Here is a 15,513-nt window from a genome sequence, read left to right on the forward strand (position 1 = left end):
CCCTATGGGGTATTTTTAAGCTGAAAATCATACTCAGACGGGATTAATGGCCGGAATAGCCCAAAAACAGATAAAATCCCCCCCATGGGAATCTAGAAGTCAGCATGTTTTCTTAAATGGGAATCTCCCTAAGATGTATGGGTTAAAAGACCAGCGACCCATTTTTAAAAAAATACTGTGCCCCATGGGATAGACGAGCTTCATCTAAACCACAATGCCTATTTCACTGAAATGCTGGTTAACCATTGCAGAATAAGAAAGGGTATTTTCTCCTGACTAATCTGGACATATTGTACAATAGCTGGGAAGTCATCAGTGGGCACTGTCTTTTGTAACTCGTACCACCATTCTGTTTCATAACGGCAAATCATACTTAGGTTATATAAAACGAGGTAATGATTTAAGAGTTCAGGAAAAAGATAACATGGTGAATGTTTATTTAGTGAAAGCATGTATGTGTTTTCTATAAGGTTAAAATGGATAGGAGAATGTTGGTTCACTGTAAATGGTTCTTCTGTTACTAAGTTGAGTTTAAGCTTATCTGGTTTAACATCCATACTTAACTTTGTTTTTGCTGTTAGGAAGTCACCTAACCGTGCACTTGTCATTTGAAAGGTATCTAGAAGAGAAAGAGGAAGTTCAAAATGATTTTCTGTTTCCGCTAATTTTTCAAAAGTTTTTTTGGGATGAATATGCTGCATCTCAGGGATTTCTCGAATTAGCTGCTCCATGGAGAATTTTTCATGTTCTAATTGTTTCATGTGAAACATTTTCCATGACATATGTGAGAACAAACCATTCTTTTGAGTTTTCACTTCATCTTGTAAAAAGGAGTATTGTTGTTTCTTCCGTTTTCGGGTTGTAACCCCATGAGCTAATACTGAGGTGGTGTCTGGATAGTCGGGATCAATGGTCAGCAGACAAGCCTTTATTAATTGCAGGCAACCGTAAAATAGTAAGATAGGTTGTATGGATAAAGGAGCAGTTCTTGCTTGGGTAAAATAGGTTTGACCATGCTCTAAATAATAGATAAAAGGGTAACAGTTATCATAGCTCTTTGTTTCAATATTTATAATCGAAAGTTTTTGGTAGCATTTTTGTAAATATTGTTGAGTAGATGAGGAAGAATAGTATCGAGTAAAACCGTTCCAAATATTAAGATTAATCAAAAATAGGAACCCCTTTCTAATTAGCAGAAAAATCAAACATTTCAATAACTCCTTGACAGTATATTGTCCAATTGATAACCTACAAATAATATTTTTTTAGCAGGAGGGGAAAAAAGATGTGGGAAACTAAGTTTGCAAAAGAAGGTTTAACGTTCGATGATGTATTATTAATCCCAGCAAAATCTGAGGTACTACCCAATGAGGTGAACCTGCAAGTTACATTAGCAGAAAACCTTAGATTAAATCTGCCGATTATCAGCGCAGGGATGGATACCGTTACTGAAGCTGAAATGGCTATCGCTATGGCAAGACAGGGCGGGCTCGGAATCATCCATAAAAACATGTCGATCGAAGCACAAGCTGAACAAGTAGATAAAGTAAAACGTTCAGAAAGCGGCGTCATTACTGATCCCTTTTTCCTAACCCCAGAGCATCAAGTTTTTGATGCAGAGCATTTAATGGGTAAATACCGTATTTCTGGTGTTCCAATTGTTAACAATGAAAAAGAAAGAAAATTGGTCGGGATCATTACAAACCGTGATTTGCGCTTTATCTCTGATTTTTCCCTCCAGATTTCTGAAGTCATGACTGCAGAAGATTTGGTGACTGCTCCTGTCGGAACAAATTTAAAACAAGCTGAAGAGATTCTTCAAAAATATAAAATTGAAAAACTGCCTTTGGTTAATGAGTCAGGTGTATTAAAAGGACTTATTACGATTAAGGATATTGAGAAAGTGCTGGAATTCCCTAATTCCGCAAAAGATAAGCAAGGCCGCTTATTAGCTGGAGCTGCCGTGGGTGTGACAAAAGATACATTGAAACGTGTAGAGATGCTTGTGAAAGCACAGGTAGATGTAATAGTGATTGATACCGCACATGGTCACTCTAGGGGCGTACAAGATGCTATAAAAGAAATGCGTGCAAACTTCCCAGAATTAACTATTATTGCTGGTAATGTAGCTACAGGAGCAGCAACAAGAGCCTTAATTGAAGCTGGTGCTGACATTGTTAAGGTGGGAATCGGTCCTGGTTCTATTTGTACCACACGGGTGGTTGCGGGTGTCGGTGTTCCACAGATTACCGCTATTTACGATTGTGCTACCGAAGCACGGAAGCTTGGAAAAACCATTATAGCTGATGGTGGTATAAAGTACTCAGGTGATATTGTGAAGGCATTGGCAGCCGGAGGACATGCTGTTATGCTCGGCAGTATGCTTGCAGGGGTTACAGAAAGCCCAGGAGATACTGAGATATTCCAAGGACGCCGCTTTAAGGTTTATCGTGGTATGGGTTCTGTTGCTGCGATGGAGAATGGTTCTAAGGATCGTTATTTCCAAGAAGATAATAAGAAATTCGTCCCTGAAGGTATTGAAGGCAGGTTACCATATAAAGGACCTTTGGCAGATACAGTCTACCAATTAGTCGGTGGTATTCGTTCTGGTATGGGATATTGCGGGTCAGCAGATCTTCATACACTACGTGAGCAGGCACAATTCATCAGAATGACTGGAGCAGGGTTACGTGAAAGTCATCCACATGATGTACAGATTACAAAAGAAGCTCCAAATTACTCATTATAATTAAGAAATTGAAAAATAAAAACTTGTTTGTTAGATGAATAAAAAGCCAGACAGAGGGGAAAGATACTCTGTCTTTTTTTATTAATTTTTTTGTGATAAACTAGACAACGTGTGATTCAAATAACGGAGAGGCTCTTCGTAACATATAGAAGCTATGAAAGTTGGAGGTAAAAAAATTGAAAAAAATCAGCCAGATAACATTGGTTTTTACAATGTTACTAGTTCTCATTGCATCGCAATTTACCTACAGTCCGCTTAAAGCTGCGGCTGAAGATAATACGCTTGGTTTAAAGGCCGAAGCAGCTATTATTCTTGATGGAAAAAGTGGAAAGATTATCTTCGAAAAAAATGCTGATAAAGTATTAGGAATTGCATCAATGTCTAAAATGATGACTGAATACATCATTATGGAAGCTATTAAAGATAAAAAAATTAAGTGGGATGATACAGTAAAGATTAACGAATATATACATAATCTTTCTAAGACTCCCAACTTGTCGAATGTAGGGTTAACACAGGGTGAGGATTACACAGTTAAAGAGCTATACAGTGCAATGGCGATTTATTCAGGTAATGCAGCAACAGTAGCATTAGCAGAGTTGATTTCAGGAAGCGAAAAGAACTTTGTTAAACTTATGAATAAAAAAGCAAAAGAAATTGGATTAAAAGACTTTAAGTTTGTTAACTCAAGCGGATTGAATAATTCCGATTTATTGGGAAATCACCCTGCTGGTGATGCTAATGAAGAAAACGTAATGACAGCAAGAGATACAGCGACACTCGCATACCGTTTAATCACAGATTATCCGGAAGTTCTAGACTTTTCAAAGGTATCTAAATTAGAGTTCCGTGATGGAAAAGAATATCCTAATTTCAACTGGATGCTTCCAGGACTAATCTATGAGTATAAAGGTGTAGATGGGTTAAAAACAGGTTCAACTGACTTTGCTGGTTACGGACATACCGCTACTGCAATCCGTGATGGGCAGCGTTATCTTACCGTTGTAATGAAGTCGACATCTAAAAGCGAACGTTTTGAAGATAGTATTAAATTGATGGATTATGCATTTAGTAACTTCAATACAGAGAAAATTGTACCCGCTGATTATCAGGTGAAAGGAAAAGAAAAATTACCTGTAGCAAAAGGGAAAGAAGACAGCGTTAAAATTCAATCGGAAAAGGCGATTGAGCTTACCATTGAAAAAGGTCAAAAGGGTAACTACGCACCAAAGCTTGTTATTGATAAGGATAAGCTGAATGAAGATGGCGAATTATCAGCTCCTATTAAAAAAGGCGATAAGATTGGGTACTTAACTGTAGACTCTAAAGAAGATTCAGATTATGGATTTATAGACAAAAAGGGTGCTAAAACTGTTCAAGTAGACGTGGTTGCTGCTGAATCTGTTGAAAAGGCTAACTGGTTTGTCTTATCTATGCGTGCAGTTGGAGGATTCTTCGGAGATGTTTGGGACAGTGCTTCCTCAACCGTTAAGGGTTGGTTTTAATTCTTCTCGTAATGATGAATAAAAGGGTTGCAACTTGCAAATAATTATAGTACATTATGGAAAACAAATTGATAAAATGAAAACGTTGATAGGAACTAGTAATAGATGTTTTTTCTAAAGAGAGCCGATGGTTGGTGTGAATCGGTGTAAGGCATTTATGAATCCCTCCTTGAGCAAAGTATGGAACGCCTTAGCTAAAAAGGTTAGTAATTACTTTCGGCTTTAGCCGTTATCTTTATAAGTGGAAAGTTTATTTATTATACTTTCAACTAGGGTGGCAACGCGGGTTAACTCTCGTCCCTTTTCAGGGGACGGGAGTTTTTTGCGTTCATTTTAAAAATTTGAGTTACTAATAGGAGGAATATTAGATGTTAGATTTAAAATACTTACGTAATAATTTTGAACAGGTTAAACACTCATTACAGCATCGCGGCGAGGATTTGACTGATCTGGGTCGTTTTGAAGAGTTAGATGTCAAACGCCGTACATTGATTGCTGAAACGGAGAAATTAAAAAGTCGTCGTAATGAGGTATCACAGCAGGTTGCCGTATTAAAACGCGAAAAACAGGATGCAGATCATCTAATTGTCGAAATGAGACAGGTTGGCGATCAAATTAAGAGTTTCGATGAAGAGCTTCGTAGTGTGGAAGAAGTTTTAGATAAGCTGTTAATGTCTATTCCTAATATTCCTCATGAAAGTGTGCCTGTTGGAGAAACAGAAGATGATAATGTCGAAATACGTAAATGGGGAGAGGTTCCTGCTTTTGATTTTGAACCAAAACCTCACTGGGATGTTGCGACGGAACTAGGAATTCTTGACTTTGAGAGAGCTGCAAAAGTAACAGGCAGTCGTTTTGTTTTTTATAAAGGCCTAGGGGCAAGACTTGAGCGTGCACTAATTAACTTCATGATTGATTTGCATGTTGAAGAACACGGTTATGAGGAAATGCTTCCACCGTATATGGTAAATCGGGCTAGTATGACAGGGACAGGACAGCTTCCTAAATTCGAAGAAGATGCCTTCCGCATTGAAAGTGAAGATTACTTCTTAATTCCTACAGCAGAAGTCCCAGTAACTAATTTCCATCGTGATGAAATTCTAAGTGCAGACAGCTTACCTATCAGCTATGCAGCCTACAGCGCCAGCTTCCGCTCTGAAGCAGGGTCTGCGGGACGTGATACTCGTGGGTTAATCCGTCAGCACCAATTTAACAAAGTAGAGCTTGTTAAATTTGTTAAACCGGAAGATTCTTATGAGGCACTTGAACAATTGACTGGACATGCAGAAAAGGTGCTTCAGCTACTAGATCTTCCGTATCGTGTCTTAAGAATGTGTACGGCTGATCTTGGGTTTACTGCGGCAATGAAGTACGATATTGAAGTGTGGATTCCAAGCTATGAAACATATCGTGAAATCTCTTCTTGTAGTAACTTTGAAGCTTTCCAAGCAAGACGGGCTAATATTCGCTTCCGTCGTGATCCAAAGGGGAAACCGGAGCATGTGCATACGTTAAATGGTTCTGGACTGGCGATTGGCCGGACGGTAGCCGCTATCCTTGAGAACTATCAACAAGCAGATGGCAGTGTGAAAGTTCCTGAGGTTCTTGTTCCATATATGCGCGGAGCAAAAGTAATTAAAGGGTGAGTGGAAGAGAGGGGGACTCCCCTTCTCTTTTATTTATAGATTAAGTAGTATTTTTTCGTTTGATAAATTATTTTAAAAAAACTTTAAAAAGGTTATTGACTTTCGTTTCAAATCCCTGTAATATATAAAATGTTGATACGGAGGAATACCCAAGTCCGGCTGAAGGGATCGGTCTTGAAAACCGACAGGGGTGTCAAAACCCGCGGGGGTTCGAATCCCCCTTCCTCCTCCATACTTATTAAAAACCACAGCGCATAAATTGGATATCGTGAAACCTGTTGCAGAAATGTGGCAGGTTTTTTTAATTTTGTTTTTTCAATATAAAAAAAGCACACCTTTATATGAGGTGTGCTTTTTCTTATATTCTTCTTAATCTTTTTGTTTGATCCATATAAGAGGCAATACGTTCGACAATCGGTTCAATCGAACCCTCGCTGCTTACCAGGTCGTACTCATTTATATTCAACCGTAATACGGGGCATGCGTTGAATTGATTAATCCATTCTTCATAGCGTTGATGCATTTCTGTCCAATAAGCAATAGGAGTCGTTTGTTCCATTGGACGACCGCGGTCTTTAATGCGGCTTAAGATGTCATCTAGTGAACCTTCTAAATAAATCACTAAGTCTGGATGAGGGAAGTAAGGTGTTAATACCATAGCGTCAAATAAGCTTGTATAGGTTTCATAGTCAGTTGGGTTCATCGTCCCTTTTTCATAATGCATTTTAGCAAAGATACCGGTGTCTTCATAAATGGAACGATCTTGAATAAATCCGCCGCCATACTCAAAGATTCTCTTCTGTTCTTTAAAACGTTCTGCTAAAAAATAAATTTGCAGATGGAAGCTCCAGCGATCAAAATCATCGTAGAACTTATCAAGATAAGGATTTGTGTCGACTTTTTCAAATGAAGTTCTAAATTGTAAAGCATTTGCTAAAGCGTTCGTCATGGTTGATTTACCGACGCCTACTGTGCCAGCAATCGTAATGACAGAGTTGGCGGGGATATCATATTTTTTCCGAAGGTTCATGCGTAAAAACTCCTTTGTGAAGTGCGAATTCAATTTCGGTTACAATTGCCTCTAAATCATCCTTGTTTTCAACGAAATCCATTTGGTCGCCATTAAAGCGCAGTACCGGAATATCCGGATGCTGTTTTTCAAATGTTTCCATAAAGATTTTATAATCGAGGGATAATTGCTCTAGATAGAGGGGACTAATGTTTTTTTCGAAATCCCTGCCCCTTTTACCAATACGATTAAATAAGGTTTCAAGACTTGCATCAAGATAAATCACCATATTTGGCTTAGGCATGTCTTTCGTTAAGATAGTAAAGATCTCTAAGTATTTATCATACTGTTGGTCCTTCAGGGTTCTTTGGGCGAAGATAAGATTTTTGAAGATATGGTAATCGGCTACTACGGATTTCTCTTGAGCTAGATAGTTAGCCTGGATATCTTCCAGCTGCTTATAGCGATTACAAAGGAAAAACATTTCCGTTTGAAAGCTCCACTCTTCGATATTATTATAAAATTTTCCGAGAAAAGGATTTTCGTCAACAATCTCCTTTAACAAAGAAAATTGAAAATGGTTAGAGAGTGCTTTTGCAAGAGATGTCTTCCCCACACCAATTGGACCCTCAACGGTAATAAACGGTGTGCTTTTCATTGGATTGTTCCTCCTCCAAAAAAACAACCTGCAAAGCAGGATAGGTTCTTGGTTAATTTTTCACATCATAATGGTCATTCAGATATGCCATGAATTATTGTATCATAGACATTTGACCTAGGCTTAAAAATTAATACAATATACGACAAAAAAAGCTAGGGGCAAATCGCCGCAAGCTTGATTGAATATTCATCTAGTTAGACCTAATTTGACGAAATATCTGCTTTTAAGACATGTTTCATCATAAGTAAAGCATACTCGTTATCCTGAGGTGAGGCAGAAGCTAAACAATTTTGTGGAACTGAAAGTGTATATTCCCGCATATAGGCATCGTTAGCCGTAAATAACACGCATATATTCCCTGCTATACCTGTTATCGTTAAGTGGGTTACGTTGAGATGGTGAAGCAGCGTGTTTAATGCGGTACCATAAAAAGCCGAATACTTTGGTTTAATTAAAAAAAATCATCCTTATCAGGAGATATCTTATCAATGATCGCCTTGTTTTGTTCATTTCGGCAGGTTTTTATAATTTTTTGGAAATCAGCCTGCCATAAATTATAATGATCATTAACATAGATAATAGGATTGTTATCCTGTCTGAACTGTTGCTTAATCTGTAGTATGGGTTTAATAATAGGTGTTGTATGTTGGAGAAGCAAAGAACCATGAGGAAAGGCAAAATCATTTATCATATCTATAATCAGCAATGCGCGTTTTGGCTGGTTGTTCATACGGTAAGCCTCCTAAGTATGGGGTAGTACAGGAGTAAAATACAATGATAAAAGGTAGTGTGGCTCATTGTCCCTTCCTTTACTCAGTTAGTTGAAGGAGGATATTACTAATGGACGATATATACTTTATGAGGCAAGCATTAGAAGAAGCAAAGAAAGCAAAAGAATTAAACGAAGTACCAATTGGAGCTGTCATTGAACTAGGCGGAGAAATTATTTCTAGGGGCCATAACTTACGCGAAACAGATCATAATGCTATCGCGCATGCTGAACTGCTGGCGATTGATCGTGCTTGTCAGCGTCTTGGTACATGGAGATTAGAGGATGCTACGCTCTACGTGACATTAGAGCCGTGTCCAATGTGTGCAGGAGCCATTATACAGTCGCGGGTGAAACGAGTTGTTTTTGGAGCTCATGATCCAAAGGCGGGCTGTGCGGGTACTTTTATGAATTTATTACAAGATGAACGCTTTAATCATCAAAGTGAAGTGGAAAGTGGAATTCTTGGAGATGAGTGTGGGCGTATACTAACAGATTTTTTCAGATCTCTTCGTGAACGAAAGAAAACAGAAAAGGCACTGAGAAAGGCAGAAGGTATATCTAATATAATTGGTAATCAATAAGGTTTGCTTTTTTAAGGTTTGCTTAGTATAATTATATTTGCCGTGCTAGACGGGGAGGTAGCGGTGCCCTGTACTCGCAATCCGCTCCAGCGAGGTTGAATTCCTTCTCGAGGTTCGTATGCTGTAGGGTCTGCCTTAAGTAAGTGGTGTTGAAGCCTGGGTCCTGCGCAATGAGAATCCATGAACCATGTCAGATCCGGAAGGAAGCAGCATTAAGTGGAAACTCTCATGTGCCGCAGGGCTGCCTGGGCAGAGCTAACTGCTTAAGTAACGCTTATGGCTGCAAATCGACAGAAGGTGCACGGTATTACATAAGTCATTCACTCATCCTGTTGGATGAGTTTTTTTTATCCGGCGATGGATGGTTTTATTCAAGAAAACAGTACGTTATAATAAATATAGATGAAGAAAATGAAGGAGGAGTATCCGTGGGGTACCAAGCATTATACCGCGTATGGCGGCCACAGCAATTTATTGATGTCGTTGGCCAAGAACATGTAACAACAACCTTGCAAAATGCTCTTATGCAGCAAAAAGTGTCCCACGCCTACCTATTTTCTGGACCACGTGGAACGGGTAAAACAAGTGCAGCAAAAATTTTAGCGAAAGCTGTTAACTGTGAACAAGCCCCAACGAGTGAACCATGTAATAAATGTGCAGCTTGTTTAGGTATTACGGATGGATCCATTTCAGATGTTATAGAAATTGATGCTGCGTCTAATAATGGAGTCGAAGAAATACGAGATATACGAGATAAAGTGAAATATACACCGAATGCGGTTACCTATAAAGTATATATCATCGATGAAGTGCACATGCTTTCTCAAGGAGCCTTTAATGCTTTATTAAAAACACTGGAAGAACCTCCGAAGCACGTGATTTTTATTCTTGCTACCACTGAACCGCATAAAATTCCCCTGACAATTATTTCCCGCTGTCAGCGCTTCGATTTTAAACGGATTCAACCTCAGGATATTGTCGGAAGAATGTCGCAGATTATAGCTGAAACAGGTACTTCTGTTAATGAACAGGCCCTCCATCTTATTGCGCGAGCTGCAGAAGGCGGAATGCGTGATGCGTTAAGTCTGCTTGACCAAGCGATTTCCTTTAGTTCTGATGAAGTAACGGTAGAAGATGCCTTGACTGTAACCGGATCTGTATCACAAGCATTTCTTGGTAGACTTGCTAAGGCAATCTATGAAAAGGATGTTGCGGAGGCCCTACAGGTTTTAGATGAACTATTATCCATGGGGAAAGACCCGACCCGGTTCATTGAAGATATGATTTTCTTTTTCCGAGATTTGCTTCTGTATCAAATGGCTCCAGGACTTGCGGGTTCATTTGACCGAGTACTGATTGATCCAGAATTTGAAAACTTAGTTAAGACTATAAATTCAGATCAAATCTACGACATCATCGAGAGCTTTAACAAAACACAGCAGGAAATGAAATGGACCAATCATCCGCGGATCTTTCTTGAAGTATCTCTTGTGAAATTATGCCATCGTGAACAGGCAGCTGAGATTTCTGGTACTCATATTGAACAGCTGCAGCATAAAGTAGAGGAGCTTGAAAGACAGCTTCAAGAATTGAAAGAAAAAGGCCTTACAGCAGCGCCTGCGGCAGCTCAACCAACACAGCAAAAAACTCAACGGGTAAATAAGAAGTCTTATAAAGCGCCTGTAGGAAAAATTCATCTTATTCTAAGAGAAGCTACAAAACCTGATCTGAATAGAGTTAAGAGTAAGTGGGGAGAAGTTCTCGAACAGCTGGGTATTCAAAATTTAAAATCCCTTGCTGCTTTATTTAATGAAGCGGAACCTGTTGCTGCTTCTTCAACTGCTTTTGTGTTAAAATTTAAATATGATATACATTGTCAGATGACAATGGAAAATTCTCGTTTTCTTGAAGCGATTGCCTCTATTATGCAGCAAGTTACCGGCCATCGATTAGAACTAGCAGGGGTACCTGAGAGTCAGTGGTCGCAGATTCGTGAGGAATTTATCTCCACGCAGCAAATGGATGGTACATCGGAAGTGGAAACGAAAGAAGAAGACCCTTTTATAGCAGAAGCCCGAAAACTAGTCGGTGACGATTTGCTGGAAATTAAAGATTAATAACGGAGGTTATGACAATGGGTATGCGTGGCGGAATGGGTAATATGCAAAATATGATGAAGCAAATGCAAAAAATGCAAAAACAAATGGCTGAGGCTCAAGAAGAGCTTGGCGAAAAGAAAATTGAAGGATCAGCTGGCGGCGGAATGGTAACTGTTGTTGTTACCGGACATAAAGAAATTGTTGAAGTAAACATTAAGCCTGAAGTGGTTGATCCAGAAGATATCGAAATGCTGCAGGACCTTGTGTTAGCTGCGACAAATGATGCGTTGAAAAATGCAGACGAGCTGACAAACAAAACGATGGGTCAATTCACTAAAGGGATGAATCTTCCTGGCGGTATGTTTTAAGGATTTTAGTCACTGCGCCCGGCCATTTCTACATGATGTGGCCGGGCATCTGTGTCTTATCAGACTTTAAATGTAGTTGGTCCGATGAATGTAATAGGCTGTTTTTATATATTAGGAGGAATTCTTCATGCATTATCCTGAACCAATCTCAAAGCTTATCGATAGTTTTATGAAATTACCTGGTATCGGTCCTAAAACAGCCGCTCGTCTTGCGTTTTTTATTTTAGGTATGAAGGAAGATACTGTCTTGGATTTCGCAAAGGCTTTGATTAATGCGAAACGTAACTTGTCTTATTGCTCGATTTGCGGACACATAACAGATCAGGACCCTTGCTACATCTGTGAAGATAAGCGGCGGGATCGAACTACAATTTGTGTCATTCAAGATCCAAAGGATGTAATTGCACTTGAAAAGATGAGGGAATATAACGGTTTATATCACGTTCTTCACGGTAGTATTTCTCCTATGGATGGGATAGGACCAGAAGATATTAATATCCCTGATTTATTAAAACGTCTTCAGGATGAGACTGTACAAGAAGTGGTCATTGCAACAAACCCTAATATAGAAGGGGAAGCTACAGCTATGTATATCTCAAGACTATTGAAGCCATCAGGAATTAAAGTAACAAGAATTGCGCATGGTCTGCCTATGGGCGGCGATCTCGAATACGCTGACGAAGTGACCCTGTCTAAGGCGTTAGAGGGAAGAAGAGAAATATAAGGTGCAAAGGGGGAATAATGTTTGTTCTTTCGACGAAAAGGTTGGCTTCGGAATGAGTATGACCAAAAACTAATCGAGCAACTAGAACTATTAAAGAAAGATTGGCTGTATCAAAAGTCTATGTTGGAAAAAAGCGTTGATCCCTCACAAGACGCCATTTTGCAAACTAAGCTTGCAGAAGTAAAGTATTTTTATCTATTTAAAGAAGCCAAACAAAGAAGAGTTAGCCTTCGGAGATGACATTATTTTGCCTGCAGGTTCTTGAAGATTGATTTTATACATACCTTACTAGTACAAGCTAAGTAAGGAGTGATGTCTTTGCAGCCAATTGTTTTTGTTGCGGTTATCGCCAGTATTATTTTTCTTCTATTAATTGTAGGTACACCGGTAAAGTCTATTCGCTTCATCGGTCAAGGGTTAATAAAGGTCATTATTGGCGCTGTCTTTTTATTCTTTTTAAATGCTTTAGGCAATCAGGCTGGAATTCACGTTCCGATTAACCTGACTACGTCGGTAATTGCGGGGATTTTAGGAATTCCTGGAGTGGCTGCTCTGGCAGCTATAGACTTTTGGGTGTTGTAAGCAGGGGAAGCAACCCCTGTTTTTTTTATTGCCTATACCCAGTTTAAGAGGAAGATATATATAGATAACATAATATTATTTAAAAATAGGGATTGACCAAACTAAAAATGAGTGATAATATAGTGGATGTCGTCAAAAAGACTATTAATTATTCGAAGAGCTGGAAAAAACATTTTAAAAAAGTGTTTGACAGTTAAAAGAATAAATGATATACTAATAAAGTTGTTTCGAAAGAAACAGCAAAAATAATTTTATCTTAGATTTAACGACGTCTATTTCGGTTGCGAAGAAAAGCAGGAATATCTAATGCTTCATCCGCTTGATTCATATTTTTTGTTGGCTGTTCTACAGGCTCTTCCCGTTTTGTTTCACGTTTGATGCCTGGAGCAGCTGTTGGTCTAGGCTGACCATATGATGGACGAGATGTTTGAGCTGGTCTTGGAGCCTCTGTTTCGTTGAAGCCAGTAGCAATGACAGTGACAACAATTTCGTCCTTAAGGTTCTCATTGATAACAGATCCGAAAATCATATTGACATCTTGATCAGAAGCAATGGCGACAATATCAGCCGCCTCTTGAACTTCAAATAGACTGAGGTTTGTTCCACCAGTAATGTTCATCAGCACACCCTGAGCGCCATCGATTGACGTTTCAAGCAACGGACTTGAGATTGCTTTTTTAGCGGCTTCAGCAGCACGATTTTCTCCTGAAGAAATCCCAATACCCATCAAGGCTGAACCCTTATTTGACATGATAGTTTTAACATCGGCAAAATCCAGGTTAATTAAACCAGGTACAGCGATTAAATCAGAAATCCCTTGTACACCTTGACGTAAAACATTATCTGCTTCACGGAACGCTTCAAGCATTGGTGTACTTTTGTCGACAATTTCAAGTAAACGGTCGTTTGGAATAACAATTAACGTATCCACAGCTTCCTTCATGGCTGAAATTCCGCCCTGTGCTGAAGTTGCTCTTTTACGTCCTTCAAAGGTAAATGGTCGAGTAACAACACCAACAGTTAAGGCACCGATTTCTTTAGCAATCTGTGCAATGACTGGTGCAGCACCTGTTCCGGTTCCGCCCCCCATACCTGCAGTAACGAATACCATATCAGAACCTTTTAAAGCTTCTTCAATTTGTTCTTTGCTTTCTTCTGCAGCCTTTTTCCCAACTTCCGGATTTGCACCTGCTCCTAATCCACGAGTCAGCTTGCCGCCTATTTGCATCTTAATTTCAGCTTTTGATAGATTAAGTGCTTGGGCATCAGTGTTAACTGAAATAAACTCTACTCCCTGAACACCATGTTCAATCATTCGGTTTACTGCGTTGTTTCCTCCGCCGCCAACCCCTATTACTTTTATAGTTGCTAATGAATCTAAATTAGAATCAAACTCTAACATGTTAATCCTCCTATTTGGCAGTAATCCTCGTATCTATTCAAAAAAGTAACCCATGATTTTTTTGAATTTGGATTCACCTTTTTCCACCGGTTTTTTCTCTGAACGTTCTTTTACTTGTTGATTTTGTTTTTGTGTTGAGCGCTGCTCATTTTTTTCTTTAACAGACCCAGCAGCTACTGGTGTTTTTGTATGACTGTTCACTGCTCTTGCTTTTTTGCAAGCATGCTTGATTAGACCTACAGCTGTAGTGTATTGTGGTTCACGAACTCCGATATAATTTGGTTCTGCTGCTCTTACTCTATTTTGGAACACATACTGGGCAAGCTCTAATACACCCGGCATTTTAACCACTCCACCGGTAAGAACAAAACCGCCTGGAATATCCTCGAAACCAAGTCTATGCAGCTCGTCCATGACCATTTCGAATATCTCGGTCATTCTTGCTTCAATAATATCGGAGAGCATTAGCTGGTTGCACGGCTGCTGTTGGTCACTCCCGATAATTGGAATATTAAATACATCTTCTTCAGAAGCATCATCATAAAAAGCATGACCATGCTTAATTTTAATTTTCTCTGCTTCATCAGTTGAAGTACGCAGAACAATTGATAAATCCTTCGTCAGTGTTTCGCCGCCGATTGGAATAACTAAGGAATGCTTTAAATATCCTTGTTCAAAAACAGCAAGTGTAGTTGAACCTCCGCCAATATCCAGAAGCGCTACCCCTAGTTCTTTCTCATCTTTTGATAATACCAACGATCCGGCAGCCAGCGGCTGCAGAGCTATATCAGTAATTTCAAGACCTGCTTTTTCTACACAGCGTAAGGTATTATGTAAGATCGTGCGTAAGCCGGTGATTAAGATTCCTCTCATTTCGAGACGGACACCAATCATACCTCTTGGATCATTGATTTCATCTAATTCATCCACTTTATAATGGATAGGAAGAACATCAATGATTTCCCGATCGGACGGAATGGTAATGAGCTCTGCTGCTTCACGGACACGCTGCACATCATTTTGTGTGATTTCTTTATTTTCGCTCGATACAGCTACTACACCATGGCATGGCTGAAGCGTAACGTGATTTCCGCTGATACCAACGACCACTTTGCTTATTTCCATTCCAATCATTCTCTCTGCCTGTTCAACTGCACGTTGAATGGACTGGACAGTTTCATCTATGTCGACAATCGAACCTTTTTTTAACCCATCCGATTTAACGTTTCCTACACCGATTATGTTAAGTGTTTCGTTGACCATTTCCCCAATGATTACTTTCACACTGGATGTACCGATGTCAAGACTTACGTATATTTCATTGCTGTTCACTCCATGGCACCTCCTTCAAAATTAACACTCTTACCTGGTTGAACGATTATTCTATTCATACTAATGTACCCACATACACTTTA

General features: G+C 39.3%; 14 protein-coding genes, 1 tRNA gene, 1 other RNA gene, 1 pseudogene and 1 other annotated feature. Of the genes and pseudogenes, 11 read left to right on the forward strand and 6 right to left on the reverse strand.

Annotated elements, in window-relative coordinates; genetic code table 11:
• Window positions 1-218: 218 nt before the first annotated feature.
• The gene (locus WYK_RS08135) at window positions 219-1,169 is read right to left on the reverse strand and encodes a YaaC family protein (protein WP_040374029.1); all 951 of its coding nucleotides are present in this window, start codon (window positions 1,167-1,169) and stop codon (window positions 219-221) included.
• A gap of 116 nt (window positions 1,170-1,285) precedes the next feature.
• Here WYK_RS08135 and guaB point away from each other — a divergent pair, with 116 nt between their 5' ends.
• The 4 genes from guaB (at window position 1,286) to WYK_RS08155 (ending at window position 6,132) form a co-directional block, all read left to right on the forward strand.
• A complete protein-coding gene (gene guaB, locus WYK_RS08140; RefSeq protein ID WP_040374030.1) occupies window positions 1,286-2,749 on the forward strand; it encodes an IMP dehydrogenase in 1,464 nt (487 codons plus the stop codon).
• Window positions 2,750-2,925: 176 nt separating this feature from the next.
• Window positions 2,926-4,254: a D-alanyl-D-alanine carboxypeptidase family protein gene (locus WYK_RS08145; RefSeq protein ID WP_040374031.1), complete on the forward strand. Its 1,329-nt coding sequence runs from the start codon at window positions 2,926-2,928 to the stop codon at window positions 4,252-4,254.
• Between the two features lie 76 nt (window positions 4,255-4,330).
• Window positions 4,331-4,559, forward strand: a binding site (T-box leader).
• A gap of 63 nt (window positions 4,560-4,622) precedes the next feature.
• Window positions 4,623-5,900, forward strand: a complete 1,278-nt coding sequence (serS, locus tag WYK_RS08150; RefSeq protein WP_040374032.1) for a serine--tRNA ligase — start codon at window positions 4,623-4,625, stop codon at window positions 5,898-5,900.
• Window positions 5,901-6,039: 139 nt separating this feature from the next.
• Window positions 6,040-6,132, forward strand: a tRNA-Ser gene (locus WYK_RS08155).
• Window positions 6,133-6,258: 126 nt separating this feature from the next.
• On the opposite strand, the gene WYK_RS08160 is transcribed toward WYK_RS08155, so the two are convergent.
• From WYK_RS08160 to WYK_RS08170, 3 genes and pseudogenes are all read right to left on the reverse strand, one after another.
• The gene (locus tag WYK_RS08160; RefSeq protein ID WP_040374033.1) at window positions 6,259-6,930 is read right to left on the reverse strand and encodes a deoxynucleoside kinase; all 672 of its coding nucleotides are present in this window, start codon (window positions 6,928-6,930) and stop codon (window positions 6,259-6,261) included.
• Window positions 6,908-7,567: a deoxynucleoside kinase gene (locus WYK_RS08165; protein ID WP_040374034.1), complete on the reverse strand. Its 660-nt coding sequence runs from the start codon at window positions 7,565-7,567 to the stop codon at window positions 6,908-6,910. The genes WYK_RS08160 and WYK_RS08165 overlap by 23 nt, the downstream gene beginning before the upstream one ends.
• A 203-nt stretch (window positions 7,568-7,770) precedes the next feature.
• Window positions 7,771-8,300: pseudogene (locus WYK_RS08170) on the reverse strand (cysteine hydrolase family protein).
• Window positions 8,301-8,410: 110 nt separating this feature from the next.
• Here WYK_RS08170 and tadA point away from each other — a divergent pair.
• The 7 genes from tadA (at window position 8,411) to WYK_RS08200 (ending at window position 12,696) form a co-directional block, all read left to right on the forward strand.
• Window positions 8,411-8,923: a tRNA adenosine(34) deaminase TadA gene (gene tadA / locus WYK_RS08175; protein WP_040374035.1), complete on the forward strand. Its 513-nt coding sequence runs from the start codon at window positions 8,411-8,413 to the stop codon at window positions 8,921-8,923.
• Between the two features lie 40 nt (window positions 8,924-8,963).
• An RNA gene (gene ffs / locus WYK_RS23885) (signal recognition particle sRNA large type) lies at window positions 8,964-9,228 on the forward strand.
• Window positions 9,229-9,351: 123 nt separating this feature from the next.
• Window positions 9,352-11,040, forward strand: coding sequence for a DNA polymerase III subunit gamma/tau (gene dnaX / locus WYK_RS08180; RefSeq protein WP_040374036.1), 1,689 nt, complete (start codon window positions 9,352-9,354; stop codon window positions 11,038-11,040).
• Window positions 11,041-11,063: 23 nt separating this feature from the next.
• Window positions 11,064-11,390 (forward strand): YbaB/EbfC family nucleoid-associated protein, encoded by a 327-nt coding sequence (locus tag WYK_RS08185; protein ID WP_040374051.1) that lies wholly within the window; start codon window positions 11,064-11,066, stop codon window positions 11,388-11,390.
• Between the two features lie 127 nt (window positions 11,391-11,517).
• Entirely contained in the window at window positions 11,518-12,114 is a 597-nt protein-coding gene (recR, locus tag WYK_RS08190) for a recombination mediator RecR (RefSeq protein WP_040374037.1), read from the forward strand.
• A gap of 21 nt (window positions 12,115-12,135) precedes the next feature.
• Window positions 12,136-12,354 carry a YaaL family protein gene (locus WYK_RS08195; protein ID WP_040374038.1) on the forward strand — a complete coding sequence of 73 codons (219 nt, stop codon included), beginning with the start codon at window positions 12,136-12,138 and terminating at the stop codon, window positions 12,352-12,354.
• Between the two features lie 72 nt (window positions 12,355-12,426).
• On the forward strand, window positions 12,427-12,696 hold the full coding sequence (locus WYK_RS08200) for a pro-sigmaK processing inhibitor BofA family protein (RefSeq protein WP_407951436.1): 270 nt from the start codon (window positions 12,427-12,429) through the stop codon (window positions 12,694-12,696).
• A gap of 262 nt (window positions 12,697-12,958) precedes the next feature.
• On the opposite strand, the gene ftsZ is transcribed toward WYK_RS08200, so the two are convergent.
• Window positions 12,959-14,098, reverse strand: a complete 1,140-nt coding sequence (gene ftsZ, locus WYK_RS08205) for a cell division protein FtsZ (RefSeq protein ID WP_040374040.1) — start codon at window positions 14,096-14,098, stop codon at window positions 12,959-12,961.
• Window positions 14,099-14,131: 33 nt separating this feature from the next.
• Window positions 14,132-15,430, reverse strand: coding sequence for a cell division protein FtsA (ftsA, locus tag WYK_RS08210; protein ID WP_040374041.1), 1,299 nt, complete (start codon window positions 15,428-15,430; stop codon window positions 14,132-14,134).
• Between the last annotated feature and the right edge of the window lie 83 nt (window positions 15,431-15,513).

The organism is Peribacillus psychrosaccharolyticus ATCC 23296 (assembly GCF_000305495.1).
Lineage (GTDB): Bacteria > Bacillota > Bacilli > Bacillales > DSM-1321 > Peribacillus > Peribacillus psychrosaccharolyticus.

Coding starts and splice junctions, on each gene's coding strand:
- guaB (WP_040374030.1), top strand. CDS start 1,286: ATGTGGGAAACTAAGTTTGCAAAAGAAGGTTTAACGTTCGATGATGTA.
- serS (WP_040374032.1), top strand. CDS start 4,623: ATGTTAGATTTAAAATACTTACGTAATAATTTTGAACAGGTTAAACAC.
- WYK_RS08160 (WP_040374033.1), bottom strand. CDS start 6,930: ATGAACCTTCGGAAAAAATATGATATCCCCGCCAACTCTGTCATTACG.
- WYK_RS08165 (WP_040374034.1), bottom strand. CDS start 7,567: ATGAAAAGCACACCGTTTATTACCGTTGAGGGTCCAATTGGTGTGGGG.
- tadA (WP_040374035.1), top strand. CDS start 8,411: ATGGACGATATATACTTTATGAGGCAAGCATTAGAAGAAGCAAAGAAA.
- WYK_RS08185 (WP_040374051.1), top strand. CDS start 11,064: ATGCGTGGCGGAATGGGTAATATGCAAAATATGATGAAGCAAATGCAA.
- recR (WP_040374037.1), top strand. CDS start 11,518: ATGCATTATCCTGAACCAATCTCAAAGCTTATCGATAGTTTTATGAAA.
- WYK_RS08200 (WP_407951436.1), top strand. CDS start 12,427: ATGTCTTTGCAGCCAATTGTTTTTGTTGCGGTTATCGCCAGTATTATT.
- ftsZ (WP_040374040.1), bottom strand. CDS start 14,098: ATGTTAGAGTTTGATTCTAATTTAGATTCATTAGCAACTATAAAAGTA.